The sequence below is a fragment of the Sorangium sp. So ce295 genome (assembly GCF_051527405.1).
GTDB classification, from domain to species: Bacteria; Myxococcota_A; Polyangia; order Polyangiales; family Polyangiaceae; genus Sorangium; species Sorangium cellulosum_B.
This window is the reverse complement of the sequence record NZ_CP150324.1, coordinates 11990525-12008694: the sequence shown is the minus strand read 5'-3', so window position 1 is coordinate 12008694 and position 18170 is coordinate 11990525. Positions and strand designations below refer to the sequence as shown.

Below are 18170 nucleotides of genomic sequence, written 5' to 3'. Positions count from 1 at the left end.
ACCTCACTCCACGGCTTGGCCGTTCTGGAGCGCCTCGGACGGGTTGATGACGATCGCTTCCCCTGCGCGGACGCCGCGGAGGACGGCCACGGCGTCGCCCTTCTCCACGCCGGTCTGCACGACGCGCTCTTCCAGCCGGTGGTCGACGACGGCGAACAGGTGCGCGCGCCCGTCCCGCGGGACGAGGGCGGATCTCGGCACCACCGGGCTCGGCACCTCGGCCGTGGCGAGCGCGACGGACGCGAACATGCCCGGCCGCAGCGCGCCGTCGGGGTCCTGCACCTCGGCCTCGGCGACGAGATCGCGCGTTGTCTCGCGGACCGCGGCGCCTACCCAGCGCACCGTGCCCGCGAACGACCGCCCCGGGTACGCCGGCACGGTGAACGTCAGCGCGCCGCCAGCCTTGACGGCCGCGAGGCTCGCCTCGGGCACGGTGAACCGGAGGCGCGGCGCGCCCTTCGAGACGAGCGCGACGACCCGGGAGTCCTGGCGGACGTACTCGCCGACGTCGACGAAGCGCTCGGCGACCACCCCGTCGAACGGCGCGCGGATCTGGCCGTCGCCGACGCCCTGCGCGGCGGCGCGGGCGCGGGCGGAGGCGGCCGCGACCGAGAGCGGGGCGCTCCGGCACTGGTCGGCGATCCGGTCGTGCTCGACCCGGGAGATCGCGCCGCTCTCGAGCAGCGCCCCGTAGCGCTCGCACTCGCGCTTCGCCGTCTCTTCCTGGGCGCGCGTCAGCGCGGCGTTCGCCTGCGCCTCCGCGGCGGAGAGCGCGGCGGCGCGGACGTCGAGGCGCGCGAGCAGGTCGCCCTTCTTCACCTCGGCGCCGCGCTCGACGAACGTCTCCACCACGCGGCCGGCCGCGTTGGCGGCGAGATCGGTCTCCCGATCCCCGCGCAGCGTGCCGGTGAGCGCGATGCTGCGCGGCATGGGCTGCTCGCGCACCTCCGCGGTCTCGACGCGGGCCCTGGGCCCGTTCGTCTCGGCGGCGGTGGAGGCGCTGGCCCTGGTCCCGCAGCCCGCCGCTGCGGCGGCGAGCGCGAGGAGCAGGAGGAGGCTTCGGGCGCGGCCTTTCGTCGTTGTGTGGCTCAAGGGTCCCTCGGGGCAGCGTCGGTCGCGGAGCGGCCTGATGCGAGCGGAGCACGGCCCTCGGCGGAGCACGGCGCAGCGCGGGCCGGCGCACGCGCCGGTGCGCTGCGCCGTCCGCTCGTTCCGCGTCGCCCAGCCTCCGGCCCCACCGCCCGGGCGCGCTGGCGCCCAGGCGACCGCAACCGACAGTTGCGATGGGTATAACACGGCCGGAGCCGACCGCAACCGCTGGTTGCGATGATCGCAACGAAAGGGTGCGATAGCCGGCCGCGCCGTGAAATTGGGCTGGCGTGTGCCGCGCGGCGGAACTTCAATGACGGTTGATGCAGGCGACGACGGCGAAGCGCACGGCGAAGCGAGGCTCCGCGAAGACGCGCGCGCTCGTGCGCGGCGAGCCTGTCGTGCGGGGCATCCTCGCCGCCACGCTGGAGGAGCTCGCCAGCGCGGGGTACCGCGCGCTCCGGATCGAGGACGTGGCCACGCGCGCGGGGGTCAACAAGACCACGGTCTACCGGCGCTGGCCGACGAAGGAGGATCTGGTGCGGGCCGCGCTCCTGTCGGTCACGGACGAGAAGATCATCCCGCCGAACACGGGCTCGCTGCGCGGGGACCTTGTCGCGCTCGGGCGCGCGATCATCGAGATCCAGACGTCGCCGGTGGGGCAGAGCCTCTTTCACGTGTGCCTGTCCGAGGGGCTCGACTCGGAGCTCATGACCATCGCCCGCTCCCTGCGCGCGGTCCAGGAGGCAGGGCTGCTGGCCATCATCGAGGCCGCGGTCGCGCGCGGCGAGGTCGCGCCGAGCGCGGATCCGCTGCTGCCGTGCGAGCTGCTCGCGGCCTATCTCCGGCACAAGATGCTCGCGGATCGCACGGTCGTGGACGAGGCCCAGCTCTCCCACGTCATCGACGTGATCCTCCAGGGCGTGCTGCGCCCCGACAGCCGGAAGCGGGCCTGAGCCGCGGGGGGCGGCGGGGACGGCGCGGCGCCCGGGCGCGGGTCAGACGGCGAGGGACTTCCAGCGGCCGCGCGCGAAGGCGACGGCGAGGAGCGCGCTGCGGCAGATCCAGTCGGCGGTGCTCCCCATCCAGACGCCGACGAGCCCGTGGCCGAGGGGCACCGCGAACAGCCACGTCCCGCCGAGCCGGACGAGCAGCGAGCAGACCAGCGTGACGGCGAGCACGGTCCGGGTGTCGCCGGCGCCGCGGAGCCCCATCCCCATGACCGTGGCGAACGCCATGAACGGCTGCGCCACGGCGGCCACGGGGAGCGCGCGCTCTCCGAGCGCGAGGAGCGCGGGGTCGCTGGAGAACGCGAGCAGGAGCGGGCGCGGAACGAGCGCGAACAGGACGCCGAACGCGGAGAGGGCGACGATGGCCATGAGGGCCGCGACGAGCCCCACGCGCGCCGCGTCGCGGGGGCTGCGCGCGCCGAGGCGCTGCGCCATGAGCGCCCCGGCGGCGATGCCGAACCCTTCGGCGGACAGGAAGCAGACCGACTCGACGGCGATGAGCGCCTGGTTCGCGGCCATCGCGGCGGCGCCGAGCAGCCCGATGATCGCGACGAACCCCATGTAGCCGGCGTGGTAGGCGGAGCGCTCGGCGAACGCCGGCAGCGCGACCCGGAGGACCCGCGCGAGCGCCGCGGCGCTCGCCTGCGGGGCGGCGCCCGGCGCTGGCCGGAGGGGCAGCGGGCTCGATCGCGACAGGAGCGCCGCGGTGAGCAGCAGCGCCTCGGTCGCCATGGTGCACGCGACGCCGACGGCCGCGCCGCGCACGCCGAGCGCGGGCAGTCCGAGGTGGCCGAAGATGAGGACGGCGCTGACCGCCACGTTGACGAGGTTGCCGAGGGTGGCCACGGCGAGCGGCGTCCTCGTGTCGCCGACGCCCTGCAGCGCCGCCGCGGCGGTGGCCTCGACGAACGCGAGCGGGAGCGCCGGAAGCACGATCCCGAGGTACGCGGCCGCCTGCTCGATGACCGCCCCGCCGGCGTGCGGGAAGAGCGCGCGGAGCAGCGGGCCGCAGGCGAGGAGCAGCGGCAGCGCGATCGCCGCCCCGAGGGCGAGCGCGAAGAGAAGCGAGGCGCGCGCCGCCGCGGCGGCCGCGTCGCGATCGCCGCCGCCCACGCTGCGCGCGACGACGGCGAGCGTGCCGGCGGACGTGGCGCTGAAGACGGAGACGATGGTCCACGTGAGCGTCCCGCAGATCTGCATCGAGGCGAGCGCGGTCGTGGAGTAGCGACCGACCATGCCGCGCCCGACGAGGAAGACCAGCGTCAGGAGCAGCATGTGCGTGATCGCGGGCCAGGCGAGCCGCCAGACCTGCCCCGCCAGCGCCGCCCATTCCCGCGCCGCGGGGGCGGCGCGCTGGGCCGTCGGGGAGCCTGTCGCGCCCACGCGGCTACCGTAGCGCCGAGCCGGCGCCCGTCGAGGCGAGCGAGCAGGCGGCAAGGCGGCCCGCGCTGGGCGCGGCGATCGGGTCGGTCTCGGCGCGTGGGGCCGCGGCGCGCCGGCCCGCGCGCGAGGTGTGCGGCGTACCTCTCGGCGACAGAGGATATTTTATTGCAAATGTTGCAAATGACATTTTGTTGCATTAACTCGAGCCCACGCCAGACCTGGGCCCGGCCGATCGCGCCGCGGCCGCGGATGCACCTCGTTCACCCCGCGCCGCGCGCGCGGCAGGCGCACCCGCCCGCGCTGGAGCGCGCAGGCGCTGGCGAGAGAGGACCTCGACGTGACGCAAAAGCTTCCTGTGACCGTGCTGTCCGGCTTCCTGGGCGCCGGCAAGACCACGCTGCTCAACCATGTCCTCGCGAACCGCGATTCGATGCGCGTCGCGGTGATCGTCAACGACATGAGCGAGGTCAACGTCGACGCCGCGCTCGTCCGGGGCGGGGGCGCTGCGCTGCGCCGCGTGGAGGAGCGGCTCGTCGAGATGTCGAACGGCTGCATCTGCTGCACGCTCCGGGAGGATCTCCTTGTCGAGGTGGCCCGCCTGGCGGCCGAGGGGCGCTTCGACTACCTGCTGATCGAGTCGACGGGCATCTCGGAGCCGCTCCCGGTCGCCGAGACGTTCACCTTCGACGACCCGGCGACGGGCAAGAGCCTCTCGGAGGTCGCCCGGCTCGACACGCTGGTCACCGTCGTCGACGCGCAGCGGTTCCTCGCCGACTGGACGAGCGCCGACGACCTGCGCGCGCGCGAGGCCGCGCTGGACGGCGACGATGAGCGCACGGTCGCGGATCTGCTCGTCGAGCAGATCGAGTTCGCGAACGTGCTCGTGCTCAACAAGACGGATCTCGTGAGCGATGACGAGGTGGAGCGGCTCACGGCGATGCTGCTGCACCTGAACCCCGGCGCCCGGATCGTCAGGGCCTGCCGCGGCCGGGTCGATCCTCGCGAGATCCTCGGCACCGGGCGCTTCGATTTCGAGGAGGCGGCGCGCTCGCCCGGCTGGATGCGGGAGCTGCGCGGGGAGCACGTCCCCGAGACCGAGGAGTACGGGATCGAGAGCTTCGTCTACTCCGCGGAGCGCCCGATGCACCCGGAGCGGCTCTGGGCCTTCCTCCACGGGGCGGCCGCCTGGGATGGAGTGCTCCGCTCCAAGGGGTTCTTCTGGCTGGCGACGCGCATGGACATCACAGGCGCCTGGTCGCAGGCGGGCGGCGCCGCCTCGTTCGAGGCGGCGGGGCTCTGGTACGCCGCCTTGCCGGAGGAGGAGCGGCCGGAGGACGACCGGCCGTGCGCCGCGTGGCACCCGGTCTGGGGGGACCGGCGGCAGGAGATCGTGTTCATCGGCGTCGACATGGTCCGAGAGGAGCTCACGCGCGGGCTCGACGCCTGCTTGCTCACGCCGGACGAGATGGCCGTGGGGCCTGCCGCCTGGAGCCGGTTCGAGGATCCCTTCCCGGCGTGGGAGGACGCGAGTGAGCCGAGTGATCAGGAGAGCGAGGCCGGGCTGGCGCAGCTGCGGGCCTAAGGCGCTCCCTGCAGGATGGCTGACGCGGCCTCGGCGGCGCGGTCATGCAGCGCAGCGCATCCACGCTGGCTGCACGACCGCGAGCGCTGGAGTCGCGATTACTTGCCTCCTCCCTTCGAGATCTTCCCTTCCGTGAAGATCACATGTTTGCGGGCGATCGGATCGTACTTCTTCATCTGCATCTTCTCCGTCATCGTCCGTTTGTTCTTCGTCGTGTAGTAGCAGTGACCCGTCCCTGCAGAGGAGACGAGCTTGATGACATCGCGCATGAGGTGCCCTCCTTGTCGCCGTTCGGCGTCAGGCCGCGCTCCGCGGCAGCGGCGGATCGCCTGACCTGCTGGATGCGACACCATTACTTCAGCCTCGCCTCTGATGCAAATAGATTGCATCAACGGCGAAGACTCATGGCTTCTCGTCTCATGAGTCTTCGTCGCGGCGGCGCTTCGCGTGCACCGGGCTCCCCCGGAGCGAGGCGACCCTGCGAACAGGGTCACCCACCCTCACGTCGAGTCAGCATTCCCTCAAGAGATCGCCGCTGCGCGGCGTTCAGCCGGATCCCCGGTCGCCGGAGCCGGAGCTGGCCCTCCGCCTCGCTCACGTTCGCCGCGAGCCCCCGATTCAACAGCAAGGCTGCCGCGATCGTCGCCGAGCGACCATGGCCGGACGCGCAATGCAGGTAGATCGCCGCCTTGCCGTGCAGTCGATGGATGAGCTCACGCAGCGCGTCCGCTTCGGGAGCTGTGCCGTCGAGCACCGGCACACACAGGTAACCTGGATGGCGGCGCATCGCGGCGGCGGCGGGAAACTCCGCCGTCAGGTCCACGATCACCCGCACGCCTTCCGGTAGCTCCTGCCCGCAGGGGCGCCGACCGACCCAGAGCCCCGGCACCACCTCGTTCGCGCAGTCCTCACGCCCGAGCAGGCGCTCGCCGTGCCATATCGACCACGTGAGCAAGAAGTACGGCGCGAACAGCAGGCAGGCCCACCACGCCAGCGTGCCGTCGACCCGCTTTCCTAGCAGGGCGGGCTGGCGCGCCAGGTAGGCAGCGCCGACGAGGGCGAAGCTCAGCGCCGGCCAGAGCAGGGCGAGCCCGGTGCCGCCGGCGACGACGGCGAGCCACAGGAGCGACGCGCTCAGCGCGATGAACAAGGAGCCGTAGCGCATCGAGCGGCCCGATCGTACGGCCCGGGCTCAGCCGGCGCGAGCCTGCCGCATCACCGTCGCCAGGACGCGCTGCGCCACGCATCATGGAGCGAATACAGGCTTTACAGAGCGCGCAAATGGTGGATCATGCGGTCGACGCTGCGCGAGCGCGTGATGGCCTTCAACACGGCACCCACGGTGCCCCGGGGCGTTCCCGCGGAGGCAGCGTGAGAGACGTGTTGAAGCGATTCCAGGATTGCATCGAGAGTGCGTGGGGGGACGCGCAAGGCCGCGCGGCCCTGGCATCGCGATCGACGGGACGACCCTGTAGGAAGGTGCGGACATGAAGCTGTTTCGGTTTGCGAGCGGTGGCGGTCCTCGGCTCGGGCTCGAGGACGAGCGGGGAGCGCGCCACGACCTCACGGCGGCGTCCCCGGAGGCGTTCGCGTCCGTCGCCTCGTGGCTCACCTTGCCGGATCCCCTCGGCGCGGTGCGCGACGCGCACGCGCGCGCGCGTGTCGAAGCCCACCCTCTCCCGCCCGACGTCCCGCTGCTCGCCCCGATCGACGGGCAGGAAGTCTGGGCGGCAGGCGTCACGTACGAGCGCTCGCGCGCCGCGCGCAAAGAGGAGAGCGCCGGCGGCGGCGACTTCTACGACCTCGTGTACGAGGCCGAGCGCCCCGAGCTGTTCTTCAAGGCGACGCCCCGCCTGGTCGTCGGCCCGGGCGCGCCGGTGCGCATCCGCCGCGACTCGAGCTGGAACGTGCCCGAGCCGGAGCTCTCGCTCGTCGTCTCCGCGGCGGGCCGAATCGTCGGCTACACGGCCGGCAACGACGTCTCGTCGCGCTCCATCGAGGGCGACAATCCCCTCTACCTGCCGCAGGCGAAGGTCTACGACGGCTGCTGCGCGCTCGGCCCCGCCATCGTGCTCGCGGACGAGCCCGGGCTGAACCTGCGCGCGCTCTCCATCGAGCTCGCGATCCGGCGCAGGGGCGAGGCGGTGTTCGCGGGGAAGACCTCGACCGCGAGCATGCGGCGCTCGCCCGAGGAGCTCGTCGCCTACCTCACGCGCGAGCTGAGCTTCCCCGCGGGCGTCATCCTCATGACCGGGACCGGCATCGTCCCGCCGGACTCGTTCACCCTGGAGCCTGACGACCTCGTGGAGATCACGATCCACGGCGTCGGCACGCTGGCAAACCCCGTATCTCGAGGTTGACGAGGCGCCCCATGGAATTTCTCGCCCACAACGCCGCCACTGGCGAAAAACTCGGCGCCTACCGTGACGCCACCGCCGCCGAGATCGACGCCGCCGCCCGCGCCGCCGTCGCTGCGGCGCCGGCCTTCGCCGGCCTCGCGCCGGAGATGCGCGCCCGGCTCCTGGAGACCGCCGCCGACGAGATCATGGCGCTCGGCGACCCTCTGATCCAGACCGCGCACCGGGAAACCGGGCTGCCCGTCGCCCGCCTCGAAGGCGAACGCGCACGCACCACCGGCCAGCTGCGCCTCTTCGCCGCCGTCGCGCGCGAGGGCTCCTGGGTCGATGCCCGGATCGATCCCGCGCTGCCGGACCGCAAGCCGCTCCCGCGCCCCGACGTGCGCCGCATGCTGCGGCCGCTCGGCCCGGTCGCCGTCTTCGGCGCGAGCAATTTCCCCCTCGCGTTCTCTGTCGCCGGCGGCGACACCGCCTCCGCCCTCGCCGCAGGCAACCCGGTCGTGGTCAAGGCCCACCCGGCGCACCCGGGTACCTCCGAGCTCGCGGCCTCGGCCCTGCGCTCCGCCGTTCAGAAGGCGGGCCTGCCCGCGGGCGTGTTCGGCATGGTGCACGGCGCCTCGCCCGAGGTCTCGCTCGCGCTGGTACGCCACGAGGCCATCCAGGCGGTGGGCTTCACCGGGTCCACCCGCGCGGGGCGCGCCCTCTGTGACGCCGCCGCGGCCCGCCCGCGGCCCATCCCCGTCTTCGCCGAGATGAGCAGCATCAACCCGTTTGTCGTGCTGCCCGGCGCGCTGCGCGAGCGCCGCGACGCGATCGCCGAGGGGCTCATCACCTCGTGCACGCTCGGCGTCGGCCAGTTCTGCACCAAGCCCGGCCTTGTCCTGGGGCTGGCCTCCCCCGAGTGGGATGCGTTCGCGCGGTCGGTCGCCGACCGGGCCCGCGCCATCACGCCCGGCGTGATGCTGCACGCCGGTATCCAGGCGTCGTTCGACCGCTCCGTGCGGGAGCTGAGAGGCGTGGAGTGGCTGACCGACGCCGGCGCCCGCGTCGCTCGCGTCTCCGCCGCCGACTTCGCGCGGGAGCCGCACCTCGCGCACGAGATCTTCGGGCCGTACACGCTGCTCGTCACCGCTTCGAGCCGGGGCGAGCTGCTCCAGCTCCTCGGCGCGCTCGACGGCCAGCTCACCGCCACGCTTCACGGGACCGCCGACGACCTCGCCGCCGCCCAGGACCTCGTCGATGTCCTCGGCCGGGTCGCGGGCCGCCTCGTCTTCGGCGGCTACCCGACCGGCGTGGAGGTGTCGCCCGCCATGCACCACGGCGGGCCGTATCCAGCGAGCAGCGACGTGCGCTTCACGTCGGTTGGCACCGCGGCCATCCTCCGCTTCGCGCGCCCCGTTTGCTACCAGTCGTGTCCACCCGCGCTGCTCCCGCCGGAGCTCCGCGACGAGAATCCGCTCGGAATATCGCGCCTCGTCGACGGCCGGGCCACCCGCGACGCCATCGCACCTGGCGCCCCCCGCGCATGAGCCACGACCCGGTATTCGAGTCGGGCAGCGAGGCGATCTACACCCTGCGCACGACCGCGCCCGGACCGTCGGGGCGCCTCCCGCTCGGGGCCGAGCAGCTGCGCGCCATGTCGAGCGGCGAGCTGTTCGGCTGGACCCAGAACGCCGGGATGGGGTGGAATCCCGCGCGCCTGAACGGGAAGCAGTTCCTCGTGCTCAGCACGCAGGGCGGGATCCGCGCGCCCGACGGCACACCGATCGCGCTCGGGTACCACACGGGGCACTGGGAGGTGGGGCTGCTCATGGAGGAGGCAGCCCGCACCTTCACGGCCGGCGGGGCCATCCCGTTCGCCGGCTATGTCAGCGATCCGTGCGACGGGCGGACCAATGGCACCGTCGGCATGCTCGACAGCCTCGCTTACCGCAACGACGCCGCCATCGTCTTTCGACGGCTGATACGCTCGCTGCCCACCCGCCGGGGCGTGCTCGGCGTCGCCACCTGCGACAAGGGCCTGCCGGCCATGTTGATGGCGCTCGCCGGCACCCCCGACCTCCCCACGGTGATCGTGCCGGGAGGCGTCACGCTCCTCGCGGAGGAGGCCGAGGACACCGCCAAGGTCCAGACGCTCGCGGCGCGTTATGCGCGCGGGGAGGTGAGCCTCGAGCACGCCGCCGAGATGGGCTGCCGCGCCTGCGGTTCCCCCGGCGGCGGCTGCCAGTTCATGGGCACGGCCGCGACGAGCCAGGTGGTGGCGGAGGCGCTCGGCCTCGCCCTCCCGCACGGCGCGCTCAGCCCGTCGGGCGCCGAGATCTGGCGCGACCTCGCCCGCCGCTCCGCGCACGCGCTCATGGCCCTCGAGCGACGCGGCGTGACCACGCGGGACATCGTCACCGACGACTCGGTCCACAACGCCATGGTGCTGCATGCCGCCGTCGGCGGGTCGACCAACCTGGTGCTCCATGTGCCGGCGATCGCCCACGCGGCCGGGCTCCGGCGCCCCACGGTGGACGACTGGGCGCGCGTCAACGCCCTCGTTCCGCGGCTCGTGGACGTGCTGCCCAACGGGCCGAAGCACTACGCCACGGTGCAGGTCTTCCTCGCAGGAGGCGTCCCGGAGGTCATGCTCCACCTGCGCGAGCTCGGCCTGCTGCGGCTCGGCGCGCGCACCGTCAGCGGCCTGACCCTGGGCGAGAACCTCGAGTGGTGGGAGCGCAGCGAGCGGCGCCGGCGCCTGCGCGACAAGCTGCGGCAGCTGGACGGCATCGACCCGGACGACGTGATCATGTCCGCCGGGAAGGCACGCGAGCGCGGCCTCACCAGCACGGTGACCTTCCTGCGCGGCAACCTCACGCCCGAGGGAGCGCTCGTGAAGAGCACCGCGATCGCTCCCCAGGTGATCGGACCGGACGGCGTTTATCTGCACGAAGGGCCCGCGCGCGTGTTCGGCAGCGAGGACGCGGCGATCGAGGCGATCAAGACGGGCGCCGTGCAACCGGGCGACGTGATGGTGCTGATCGGCATCGGCCCCGGTATCGGGATGCCGGAGACGTACCAGATCACCTCTGCCCTCAAGCACGTGAAGGACGGGCACCGTATCGCCCTGGTCACGGACGGTCGTTTCTCCGGCGTCTCCACCGGGGCGTGCATCGGCCACGTCAGCCCGGAGGCGTGGGCGGGTGGACCGATCGGCCGCGTGCGCGACGGCGACCGCATCCGGCTGCGCATCGACACGCGCAGGCTGGAGGGGACGGTGGACGTCGTGGGCGTGGACGCAGGCGGTCTCGCCGCCCGTTCGCCCAATCCAGCCCTTCAACCGGACGGCCGGGTCAACCCGGATACGCGGTTGTGGGCTGCGCTTCAGGATGCCAGCGGCGGCAGCTGGGGTGGCTGCGTCTATGATGCGGAGCGCATCATCGGGCTCCTCGGTCGCGCCATCGCCGCGGAGCGGGGCTCCTCTGGCACATGAGCTTTTGATGGTGCGTTATTTTTCCAGAAGAAAGGCGGATCACGTGAGGTTCCATCATTCAGCCATCGCGTGCAGCGTGGCTGTACGATGTGAACGATCACAACGAGAAGCTTGACTTCCGGATCGCGTTTGGATTTCCTAAGCGCCGAAACCAGAAGATCTGTCGTGGTAGGCCCCACGAGCGTCGACGATCACGTCATTGAATTGTGAGGGCGCCCGCGAAACCCGCGTGGTGTCCCGGGGATGACGCGCGACACCGTCGCTCGCCAGATACGAATCGTTGTACCCCAGTGTTTTTGCCGTGAGCGATACGGCGGCACGCAGACATTGCCCTCGTCTTTCGTGAGGGCGAGAACGTGACGACGTGGGATGGGCCGCAGAGGTCTCCATCCGACCACGTCTCTTTGCTCGAAAGGTAGCGGCACGATGTCGATTGGCCAGTTGAAGTCACGTGGATCGGCGCGGCGCGCAGCGGCGGTGTTGAGCTGTGCGCTCGGGCTCTGGGGTCTCGCTGGTCTGTCTGCTTGCAAAGACAAGCCCGACAGCGCTCCGGCCGCAGGGGGCTCCGCCAGCGCCGCGGCCGCGCAGGCGCCGAGCGTCGCGGCCGCGCAGGCGCCGAGCGGGCAAGGGCCCAAGGTCGTGCCGGGGCCCGGCTTCAACCCGGAGTGCTTCGCGCCGTGGAAGCAGGACACCAAGTATCTGCAGTGGACGGCGCGAAAGCCGCCGTTCCGCCTCGCGCTCGTCAACGGCTACGTCGGGAACGCCTGGCGCATCCAGATGGTCAAGACGGCCAAGGCCTTCGCCAAGGATCCGGCCATCGCGCCGCTGATCAAGGAGTTCAAGGTGGTGTCGACAGGCACCGACGTCGCGGCCCAGCTCGGCGCGATCGAGGACTTCATCAACCAGGGCTTCGACGGCATCGTCACGCTGGCCGTCAGCCCCGACGGCTTCGATCGCGTGATCCGGCTCGCTGACAAGAAGGACGTCATCCTGGTTCCGTTCGACAACGTGCTCGACACGGACAAGGTGATGCAGGTCAACGAGGACCAGCTGGCGATGGGGCGCCAGTGGGGCGAGTTCCTCGACAAGCAGCTCGGCGGGAAGGGCAAGGTGCTCGAGGTCCGCGGCCTGCAGGGCAACTCCGTCGATCGCGACCGCCACCTCGGCTTCCGCGAGGTCATGGAAGCGCCGGGGAAGAGCTACACCATCGTCGAGGTGGTGGGCAGCTGGGACGACGGCAAGGCGCAGAAGGCGGTGGCCGACGCGCTGGCCGTGCACCGTCAGTTCGACGCGCTCTTCGCGCAGGGCGGCTCGACGGGCGCCGTCCGCGCGCTGCTCGACGCCGGACATAAGCCGATCCCGGTCGCCACGGAGGCCGAGAACGGCGTGCGCAAGCTGATCGCGAAGCACCACGAAAAGGGCATGAAGGGCCTGTCGCTCGGCCAGTCGCCGGGGCTCGCGGCCATCGCGATGAAGGCGGCGCTCGAGGGCCTGCAAGGCAAGGTGATGCCGCAGATGATCTCCGTGCCGATCCCCGCCGCCGATCACACGACGCTGAAGGACGGCGAGAGCTTCTTCTCCCAGCTCTCCGACAACTTCTTCACGCCCAACGAGTTCCCGCCCTGCGGGGTCAACATCTCGGGCGTGAAGATCATGAACGAGTCGGAATCCGACGTGAAGTAGACGTCCAGTAAACGTCGAGCCAACGTCGAGTCAGCGTCAAGCAGACGTGAAGTAGCGCCCCAGCATCATGATCGAACCGGTGAGCCCTCCGCTTCTCGAGCTCCGGGCCGTCTCCAAGCACTATGGCGGCGTCACCGCCCTGAGCGGCGTCGACTTCGCCTGTGAGCCGGGGAAGGTGCACGCCATCCTCGGCGAGAACGGCGCGGGCAAGAGCACCCTCATCAAGATCATCGGCGGCGTGGTCAAGCCGAGCGCCGGGGAGCTCTTGCTCCAGGGCAAGCCGGTCCGGTTCGACCACCCGATCGAGGCGAACGCCGCCGGCATCGTCTGCGTCTTTCAGGAGCTGTCCCTGATGCCGACGCTGACCGTGGCCGAGAACATCGGCATCACCATGCCGACGAACCGCCTGGGGCTCTTCGATCGGAAGGCGCAGGTCCGCAGGGCCGAGGAGCTCCTGGCGCGCGTCGGCTGCGAGGGCGTGAACCCGAACGCCTGGGTGAGCGACCTGCCGCTCTCGCGCCGCCAGATGGTCGAGATCGCGAAGGCGCTCGGCAAGGACCCGCGGCTCTTGATCCTGGACGAGGCCACCTCCGCGCTGACCAACACCGACGTCAAGAAGGTCTACGAGCTCCTGGCCGAGCTCAAGGCTCAAGGCGTCGGCATGCTCTACATCTCGCACCGCATGCACGAGATCAAGGAGCTCGCGGATGTGATGTCGGTCTTCCGCAACGGTCGGCACATCGAGACCTTCGCGAAGGGCCAGCGCAGCGACGACCAGATCGTGGAGCTCATGATCGGCCGTGACATGGGCCACGTCTTCCCGCCGAAGCCGGCGGCCCGCAGCTTCCCGGCGACGCTGCTCGAGGTGAGCGGCCTGAGCTGGGAGCGGCAGCTCGAGGACGTGTCGTTCAAGCTCGGCAAGGGCGAGATCCTCGGCATCGGCGGGCTCGACGGCCAGGGCCAGCGCGAGCTGCTCCTCGGCTTGTTCGGCGTGCTCAGGGATGTGCGCGGCGAGATCAAGATCGACGGCAAGCCGGTCAAGCTGGCGAGCCCGCGCCAGGCCAAGGACCGCGCGCACGGCATCGCCCTCGTGCCCGAGGACAGGAAGACCGAAGGCCTGATGTTGCCGATGTCCATCGCCACGAACCTGTCGCTGGCGTCGCTCGACAGGTTCACGAGCGGCGTGGTGCTCGACCGCCGGCGCGAGGCCGCGCGCGTCGACGAGATGGTGCGCCGCATCCAGATCAAGATCGGCTCGCCCGACCACCCGGTGTCGTCGCTGTCCGGGGGCAACCAGCAGAAGGTCGTGCTGGCCAAGTGGCTCATGACGGAGCCGCGGCTGCTGATGCTCAACGATCCCACCCGCGGCATCGACGTCGGCACGAAGCAGGAGATCTACCAGCTGCTCCGCGAGCTGGCGGACGCCGGCACGTCCATCCTCTTCTACAGCACGGACTACGACGAGCTGATCGGCTGCTGTGATCGCGTGCTCATCCTTTACCGGAACCGCGTGCAGGGCGAGCTCGTGGGGCCCGACATCACCGAAAAGAACATCCTGGACCTGGCCCTCGGTCTGCGCGGCGGGCCTGAGCCCGCGAAGCGCGGAGACGAACGCGCGCCATCGGAGGCACGATGAAGGACTGGAAGCTCCGCCTGCGCCAGAACCAGGGCCTGCTCGTGGCCGTCGGTCTGTGCATCTTGTTCTACGGGCTCTACTCGCTGTCGCATCCCAAGGGCTTCAGCGCGCCGCTGATCGGGCAGAACGCCAACGAGTCGTTCGTGCTGGTGGCGGCGGCCATGGCCCAGACGATCCCCGTGCTGACCGGCGGCCTGGATCTGTCGGTGGGCGCGGTGATCACGCTCGTCAACTGCGTGGCCTCGCACGTCCTTGCCGGCAGCGCGCTCACGATGTTCCTCGGCATCCTGCTGTGCCTGGCTGTGGGCATGGCGGCGGGCCTGCTCAACGGCTGCCTCGTGGTCTATGGCCGCCTGCAACCGATCATCGCCACGCTGGCCTCGGGCACGATCTTCCTCGGCGTCGCGCTGTTCCTGAGACCGACGCCCGGCGGCCAGGTCGACGGCGATCTGGCGTTCGCGGCCACCTTCGATCTCAACGAGCTGCTGCAGGTCGCGGGCGCCGCCCCCCTCGACGGCGCGCTCGGCTTCGTCGGCCAGATCCCGTCGCCCGCGATCTGGATGGCGCTGCTCGCGCTGCTCTGGGCCTACTACCGCCGCACCCGCTACGGCCTCGGCGCTTATGCCGTCGGCGCGTCGCAGGAGGCGGCGTACATGTCGGGCGTCCGCATCAAGCGCGTCAAGCTGGCCGCGTACACGCTGTCGGGGTTCTTCGCCAGCGTCGGCGGCCTCTACCTCGCGCTGCAAACGACGTCGGGCAACGCCGACATCCCGCAAGCCGGCTCCTACACGCTGAACTCCATCGCCAGCGTCGTGATCGGGGGCACCTCGCTGTACGGGGGGATCGGCGGCGCCATCGGATCGCTCTTCGGCGCGCTGGTGCTCCGCTCCGTCGCCTTCAACTTCCGCGTCTTCGACGAGGGCTCGGCGCTGGGCCTCCTCGCCAACCCGCTCTACCAGCCGCTGTTCGAGGGCCTCATCCTGCTCGCGGCCGTCTGCCTCGGCGCGCTCTGGGTCATCCGCGTCAAGAACCGGCTGCACGTCTTCAGGTGAGCTCGATGCAACAGCCCCTCTCCCTCAAGAGCCGACTCGGCGAGATCGACAAGCCGACCTGGTACGCGCTGCTGTCGATCGGCGTCGTCCTCGTGTGCGGCTCGATCGGCACGCTGGTCACCCAGGGCACGCTGAGCTTCCTGAGCCCGTATTACATCCTGCAACAGCTGCAGATCGCGGCCTTCCTGGGCGTGGCCGCCACGGGCATGATGATCGTGATCCTGCTCGGTCACATCGATCTCTCGCTGCCGTGGGTGCTCACCTCGAGCGCCATGCTGGCCGCGGGGATGGGCGGCTGGGCCGCGTTGCCCTGCGGCCTGGCCGTCGGCGCCGCCGCGGGTCTCTTGAACGGGCTCGGCGTGGCCTACCTGCGCGTGCCCTCGATGATCTTCACGCTGGGCACGAACACCGTGCTTCAGGGGCTGATGGTGCTCTACACGGGCGGCTTCGCTCCGCGCAGCGAGGCGCCGGCGTGGATGGAGGTCCTGGCCGTGGGCAGGACGCTCTCCATCCCGAACTCGCTGTTCGTCTGGATCCTGGTCGGCGGCGTCGCCACCTTCGTGCTGAAGAGGACCGCGCTCGGCCGCTACATCTATGCCGTGGGCAACCAGGAGCAGGCCGTTTACCTATCGGGCGTCAGAACGCACCTGGTGCTGATCGGCGCGTTCGTGATGTGCGGCGTGTGCTCCGCCATGACCGGTATGCTGCTGGCCGGTTTCTCGCACAAGGCCTACCAGGCCATGGGCAACGATTACCTCATGCCGGCCATCGCCGCGGTGGTGATCGGCGGGACCAACATCATGGGCGGGCGCGGGACGTACCTCGGCACCGTCCTCGGCACCATCCTCATCGTGCTGCTCCAGAGCATGCTCAGCGTGCTGCAGATGCCCGAGGCCGGCCGCCAGATCATCTACGGCGCCGTGATCATCGCCATGCTGCTGGTCTACGGCCGACAGCATCAGGAGGGACGCTGACTAGCGTCCGGCGCCGCGGGTGTTCAGATAGACCGCGTACAGCGAGGTGGTGCCGCAGATGAAGAGGCGGTTGCGCTTGGCGCCGCCGAAGCAGACGTTGGACACCGTCTCGGGGATCAGCACCTTTCCGAGGAGCGCGCCGTCGCTCGCGTGGCAGTGCACGCCGTCGCCGGCCGACAGCCACAGGTTGCCGTGCACGTCGACGCGGAAGCCGTCGTATAAGCCGACGGGGCAGGTCGCGAACACCTCGCCGCCGGTCAGCGTGCCCTTCGCGTCGACGCGGAACTTGCGCACGTGGTGCGGGCCGTCCTTCACGTGCGTCGCGCCGGTGTCGGCGATGTACAGCAGCGACTCGTCCGGCGAGAAGGCGAGGCCGTTGGGCTGCACGAAGTCGTCCGCGGCGACCGTCAGCGCACCCGAGGCCGGGTCGAGGCGGTAGACGCGCTGCGCGCCCTGCTCGCTCGGCGACGCGTCGCCTTCGTAGTCGCTGTCGATGCCGTAGCTCGGGTCGCTGAACCAGACGCTGCCGTCGGACTTCACGATCACGTCGTTCGGCGAGTTCAGCCGCTTTCCCTCGAAGTGCGACGCGAGCACCGTGCGCGAGCCGTCGTGCTCGGTGCGCGAGATGCAGCGGCCGCGGTGCTCGCAGGACACGAGGCGGCCCTGCAGGTCGACCGCGTGGCCGTTGGAGTTCATCGCGGGCTGGCGGAACACCGAGACCGAGCCGTCGGTCTCGTCCCAGCGCATCATGCGGTCGTTCGGGATGTCCGACCAGACGAGGTAGCGCCCCGCCGGGAACCACGCCGGCCCCTCCGCCCAGCGGCAGCCCGTGTACAGCTTCTCGACGTGCACGTGCGGGAACGCGAGCTTGCGGAAGCGCGCGTCGATTACCTGGAAGCTCGGGGTCAGCTCGATGACCATCGGGTTCTCCTTCTAGCCGGTCCGGACCTGCCGCGTCACCGTCGCGAGGACGAGCTGCGTCACGCGGCGCATGAAGCCATAGTCGAGCGTCTCGGGGGTGTCCGTCGGGCGGTGGTAGTTCGGGTTGCGGAACTCCGCCGTGTCGGTCCACAGCATGGCGGGGATCTTCGCCTTCCAGAACGGCGAGTGATCGCTCCGGTGGAGCACGGGGAGCCACTCTTCGAGGCCGAGGTAGACCTTGAGGCCCACGACCGGCAGCTCGGGGACCAGCGCCTCTGCCTGCTTCGCGGCGAGCTCCACGAGGTGGTTCGACCGGTGGTTCGTGAGCAGCCCGATGAAGTCGCCGACGTCCGGCGCCCCGGCGACCGGGACCGGCATCCGCTGGGATCCCGGCTCGTGGCTCGCGTAGCCGACCATCTCCAGCACGTGCACGGCGGCGATCGGCGCCCCGCCCTGCGTTCGATGGCGCGCCACGAACTCGACGCTGCCGAGCAGCCCGTCCTCCTCGCCGTTCCAGGCCACGAAGCCCACCGGCGGGGCCGGCTCGAAGCGCGAGAGCGCCCTCGCGCAGGCGAGCATCGCGGCGATCCCGCTCGCGTTGTCGTCGGCGCCGGGCGTGTCGGGCACGCTGTCGTAGTGCGCCCCGACGAGGATCATCGGGCGGTCGACCGGGGCTCGGGGCATCGCGACCACGTTCCCGAGCTCGCCCTCGGTCTCGACGGCGTAGCCCCGCTCCTCCAGCGCGGCGGCGACGTACTGCGCCGCGCGGCGGTTCTCCGCGCGCTGGCGGAACATGTGCCGCGGCCTCGCGAGCGCGACGATCGCGTCGAGCAGCTCCGCCTCGCTGATCGACGCGAGCGCGTCGATCAGGCTGCCGTGATCGCCCATGGCCTTCGTGCGTCTCAGCTCCATCGCGGGGCTCCTCCTGCTACCGGCGGAGTGTAGCCGAGCCCTACCCCTCCCCTCACCCTTCCCCGCTGTTCGGCCGCGGCAAAACGACCGCAACGG

Annotated in this window: 15 protein-coding genes; 9 read left to right on the top strand and 6 right to left on the bottom strand. The window is 71.1% G+C overall.

Annotated elements, in window-relative coordinates:
- Positions 1 to 3: 3 nt before the first annotated feature.
- Positions 4 to 1092, bottom strand: a complete 1089-nt coding sequence (locus WMF11_RS45625; protein ID WP_437975199.1) for an efflux RND transporter periplasmic adaptor subunit — start codon at positions 1090 to 1092, stop codon at positions 4 to 6.
- A gap of 320 nt (positions 1093 to 1412) precedes the next feature.
- Here WMF11_RS45625 and WMF11_RS45620 point away from each other — a divergent pair, with 320 nt between their 5' ends.
- Positions 1413 to 2045, top strand: a complete 633-nt coding sequence (locus tag WMF11_RS45620) for a TetR/AcrR family transcriptional regulator (protein WP_437975198.1) — start codon at positions 1413 to 1415, stop codon at positions 2043 to 2045.
- A 42-nt stretch (positions 2046 to 2087) separates the two neighbouring features.
- Here the strand turns inward: WMF11_RS45620 and WMF11_RS45615 are convergent, their stop codons facing one another.
- The gene (locus WMF11_RS45615) at positions 2088 to 3482 is read right to left on the bottom strand and encodes an MATE family efflux transporter (protein ID WP_437975197.1); all 1395 of its coding nucleotides are present in this window, start codon (positions 3480 to 3482) and stop codon (positions 2088 to 2090) included.
- A gap of 337 nt (positions 3483 to 3819) precedes the next feature.
- Between WMF11_RS45615 and zigA the strand changes: the two genes are divergently transcribed.
- Positions 3820 to 5064: a zinc metallochaperone GTPase ZigA gene (gene zigA / locus WMF11_RS45610; RefSeq protein ID WP_437975196.1), complete on the top strand. Its 1245-nt coding sequence runs from the start codon at positions 3820 to 3822 to the stop codon at positions 5062 to 5064.
- Between the two features lie 98 nt (positions 5065 to 5162).
- On the opposite strand, the gene rpmG is transcribed toward zigA, so the two are convergent.
- Both rpmG and WMF11_RS45600 read right to left on the bottom strand, forming a co-directional pair.
- Entirely contained in the window at positions 5163 to 5333 is a 171-nt protein-coding gene (gene rpmG / locus WMF11_RS45605) for a 50S ribosomal protein L33 (RefSeq protein ID WP_012240854.1), read from the bottom strand.
- A gap of 221 nt (positions 5334 to 5554) precedes the next feature.
- On the bottom strand, positions 5555 to 6229 hold the full coding sequence (locus tag WMF11_RS45600; RefSeq protein WP_437975195.1) for a dual specificity protein phosphatase family protein: 675 nt from the start codon (positions 6227 to 6229) through the stop codon (positions 5555 to 5557).
- 322 nt (positions 6230 to 6551) lie between these two features.
- Here WMF11_RS45600 and WMF11_RS45595 point away from each other — a divergent pair, with 322 nt between their 5' ends.
- From WMF11_RS45595 to WMF11_RS45565, 7 genes are all read left to right on the top strand, one after another.
- The gene (locus WMF11_RS45595; protein WP_437975194.1) at positions 6552 to 7424 is read left to right on the top strand and encodes a fumarylacetoacetate hydrolase family protein; all 873 of its coding nucleotides are present in this window, start codon (positions 6552 to 6554) and stop codon (positions 7422 to 7424) included.
- 11 nt (positions 7425 to 7435) lie between these two features.
- Positions 7436 to 8950, top strand: coding sequence for an aldehyde dehydrogenase (NADP(+)) (locus tag WMF11_RS45590; protein ID WP_437975193.1), 1515 nt, complete (start codon positions 7436 to 7438; stop codon positions 8948 to 8950).
- Positions 8947 to 10896, top strand: coding sequence for a YjhG/YagF family D-xylonate dehydratase (locus WMF11_RS45585; protein WP_437975192.1), 1950 nt, complete (start codon positions 8947 to 8949; stop codon positions 10894 to 10896). The genes WMF11_RS45590 and WMF11_RS45585 overlap by 4 nt, the downstream gene beginning before the upstream one ends.
- A 441-nt stretch (positions 10897 to 11337) precedes the next feature.
- Positions 11338 to 12579 carry a sugar ABC transporter substrate-binding protein gene (locus WMF11_RS45580; protein ID WP_437905350.1) on the top strand — a complete coding sequence of 414 codons (1242 nt, stop codon included), beginning with the start codon at positions 11338 to 11340 and terminating at the stop codon, positions 12577 to 12579.
- Between the two features lie 67 nt (positions 12580 to 12646).
- The gene (locus tag WMF11_RS45575) at positions 12647 to 14215 is read left to right on the top strand and encodes a sugar ABC transporter ATP-binding protein (protein ID WP_437905349.1); all 1569 of its coding nucleotides are present in this window, start codon (positions 12647 to 12649) and stop codon (positions 14213 to 14215) included.
- Positions 14212 to 15267: an ABC transporter permease gene (locus WMF11_RS45570; protein ID WP_437546954.1), complete on the top strand. Its 1056-nt coding sequence runs from the start codon at positions 14212 to 14214 to the stop codon at positions 15265 to 15267. The genes WMF11_RS45575 and WMF11_RS45570 overlap by 4 nt, the downstream gene beginning before the upstream one ends.
- 5 nt (positions 15268 to 15272) lie before the next feature.
- On the top strand, positions 15273 to 16241 hold the full coding sequence (locus tag WMF11_RS45565; protein WP_437975191.1) for an ABC transporter permease: 969 nt from the start codon (positions 15273 to 15275) through the stop codon (positions 16239 to 16241).
- On the opposite strand, the gene WMF11_RS45560 is transcribed toward WMF11_RS45565, so the two are convergent.
- Together WMF11_RS45560 and WMF11_RS45555 are read right to left on the bottom strand one after the other, a co-directional pair.
- Entirely contained in the window at positions 16242 to 17162 is a 921-nt protein-coding gene (locus WMF11_RS45560; RefSeq protein ID WP_437975190.1) for an SMP-30/gluconolactonase/LRE family protein, read from the bottom strand.
- A 12-nt stretch (positions 17163 to 17174) separates the two neighbouring features.
- Positions 17175 to 18074, bottom strand: coding sequence for a M20/M25/M40 family metallo-hydrolase (locus WMF11_RS45555; RefSeq protein ID WP_437975189.1), 900 nt, complete (start codon positions 18072 to 18074; stop codon positions 17175 to 17177).
- Positions 18075 to 18170 lie beyond the last annotated feature (96 nt).

Excerpts from the sequence above, each read along its gene's own strand:
- WMF11_RS45590 (WP_437975193.1), top strand. The coding sequence starts at position 7,436 with ATGGAATTTCTCGCCCACAACGCCGCCACTGGCGAAAAACTCGGCGCC.
- WMF11_RS45555 (WP_437975189.1), bottom strand. The coding sequence starts at position 18,074 with ATGGAGCTGAGACGCACGAAGGCCATGGGCGATCACGGCAGCCTGATC.
- WMF11_RS45595 (WP_437975194.1), top strand. The coding sequence starts at position 6,552 with ATGAAGCTGTTTCGGTTTGCGAGCGGTGGCGGTCCTCGGCTCGGGCTC.
- rpmG (WP_012240854.1), bottom strand. The coding sequence starts at position 5,333 with ATGCGCGATGTCATCAAGCTCGTCTCCTCTGCAGGGACGGGTCACTGC.
- WMF11_RS45560 (WP_437975190.1), bottom strand. The coding sequence starts at position 17,162 with ATGGTCATCGAGCTGACCCCGAGCTTCCAGGTAATCGACGCGCGCTTC.
- WMF11_RS45600 (WP_437975195.1), bottom strand. The coding sequence starts at position 6,229 with ATGCGCTACGGCTCCTTGTTCATCGCGCTGAGCGCGTCGCTCCTGTGG.
- WMF11_RS45565 (WP_437975191.1), top strand. The coding sequence starts at position 15,273 with ATGCAACAGCCCCTCTCCCTCAAGAGCCGACTCGGCGAGATCGACAAG.
- WMF11_RS45620 (WP_437975198.1), top strand. The coding sequence starts at position 1,413 with ATGCAGGCGACGACGGCGAAGCGCACGGCGAAGCGAGGCTCCGCGAAG.
- WMF11_RS45575 (WP_437905349.1), top strand. The coding sequence starts at position 12,647 with ATGATCGAACCGGTGAGCCCTCCGCTTCTCGAGCTCCGGGCCGTCTCC.
- WMF11_RS45585 (WP_437975192.1), top strand. The coding sequence starts at position 8,947 with ATGAGCCACGACCCGGTATTCGAGTCGGGCAGCGAGGCGATCTACACC.
- WMF11_RS45570 (WP_437546954.1), top strand. The coding sequence starts at position 14,212 with ATGAAGGACTGGAAGCTCCGCCTGCGCCAGAACCAGGGCCTGCTCGTG.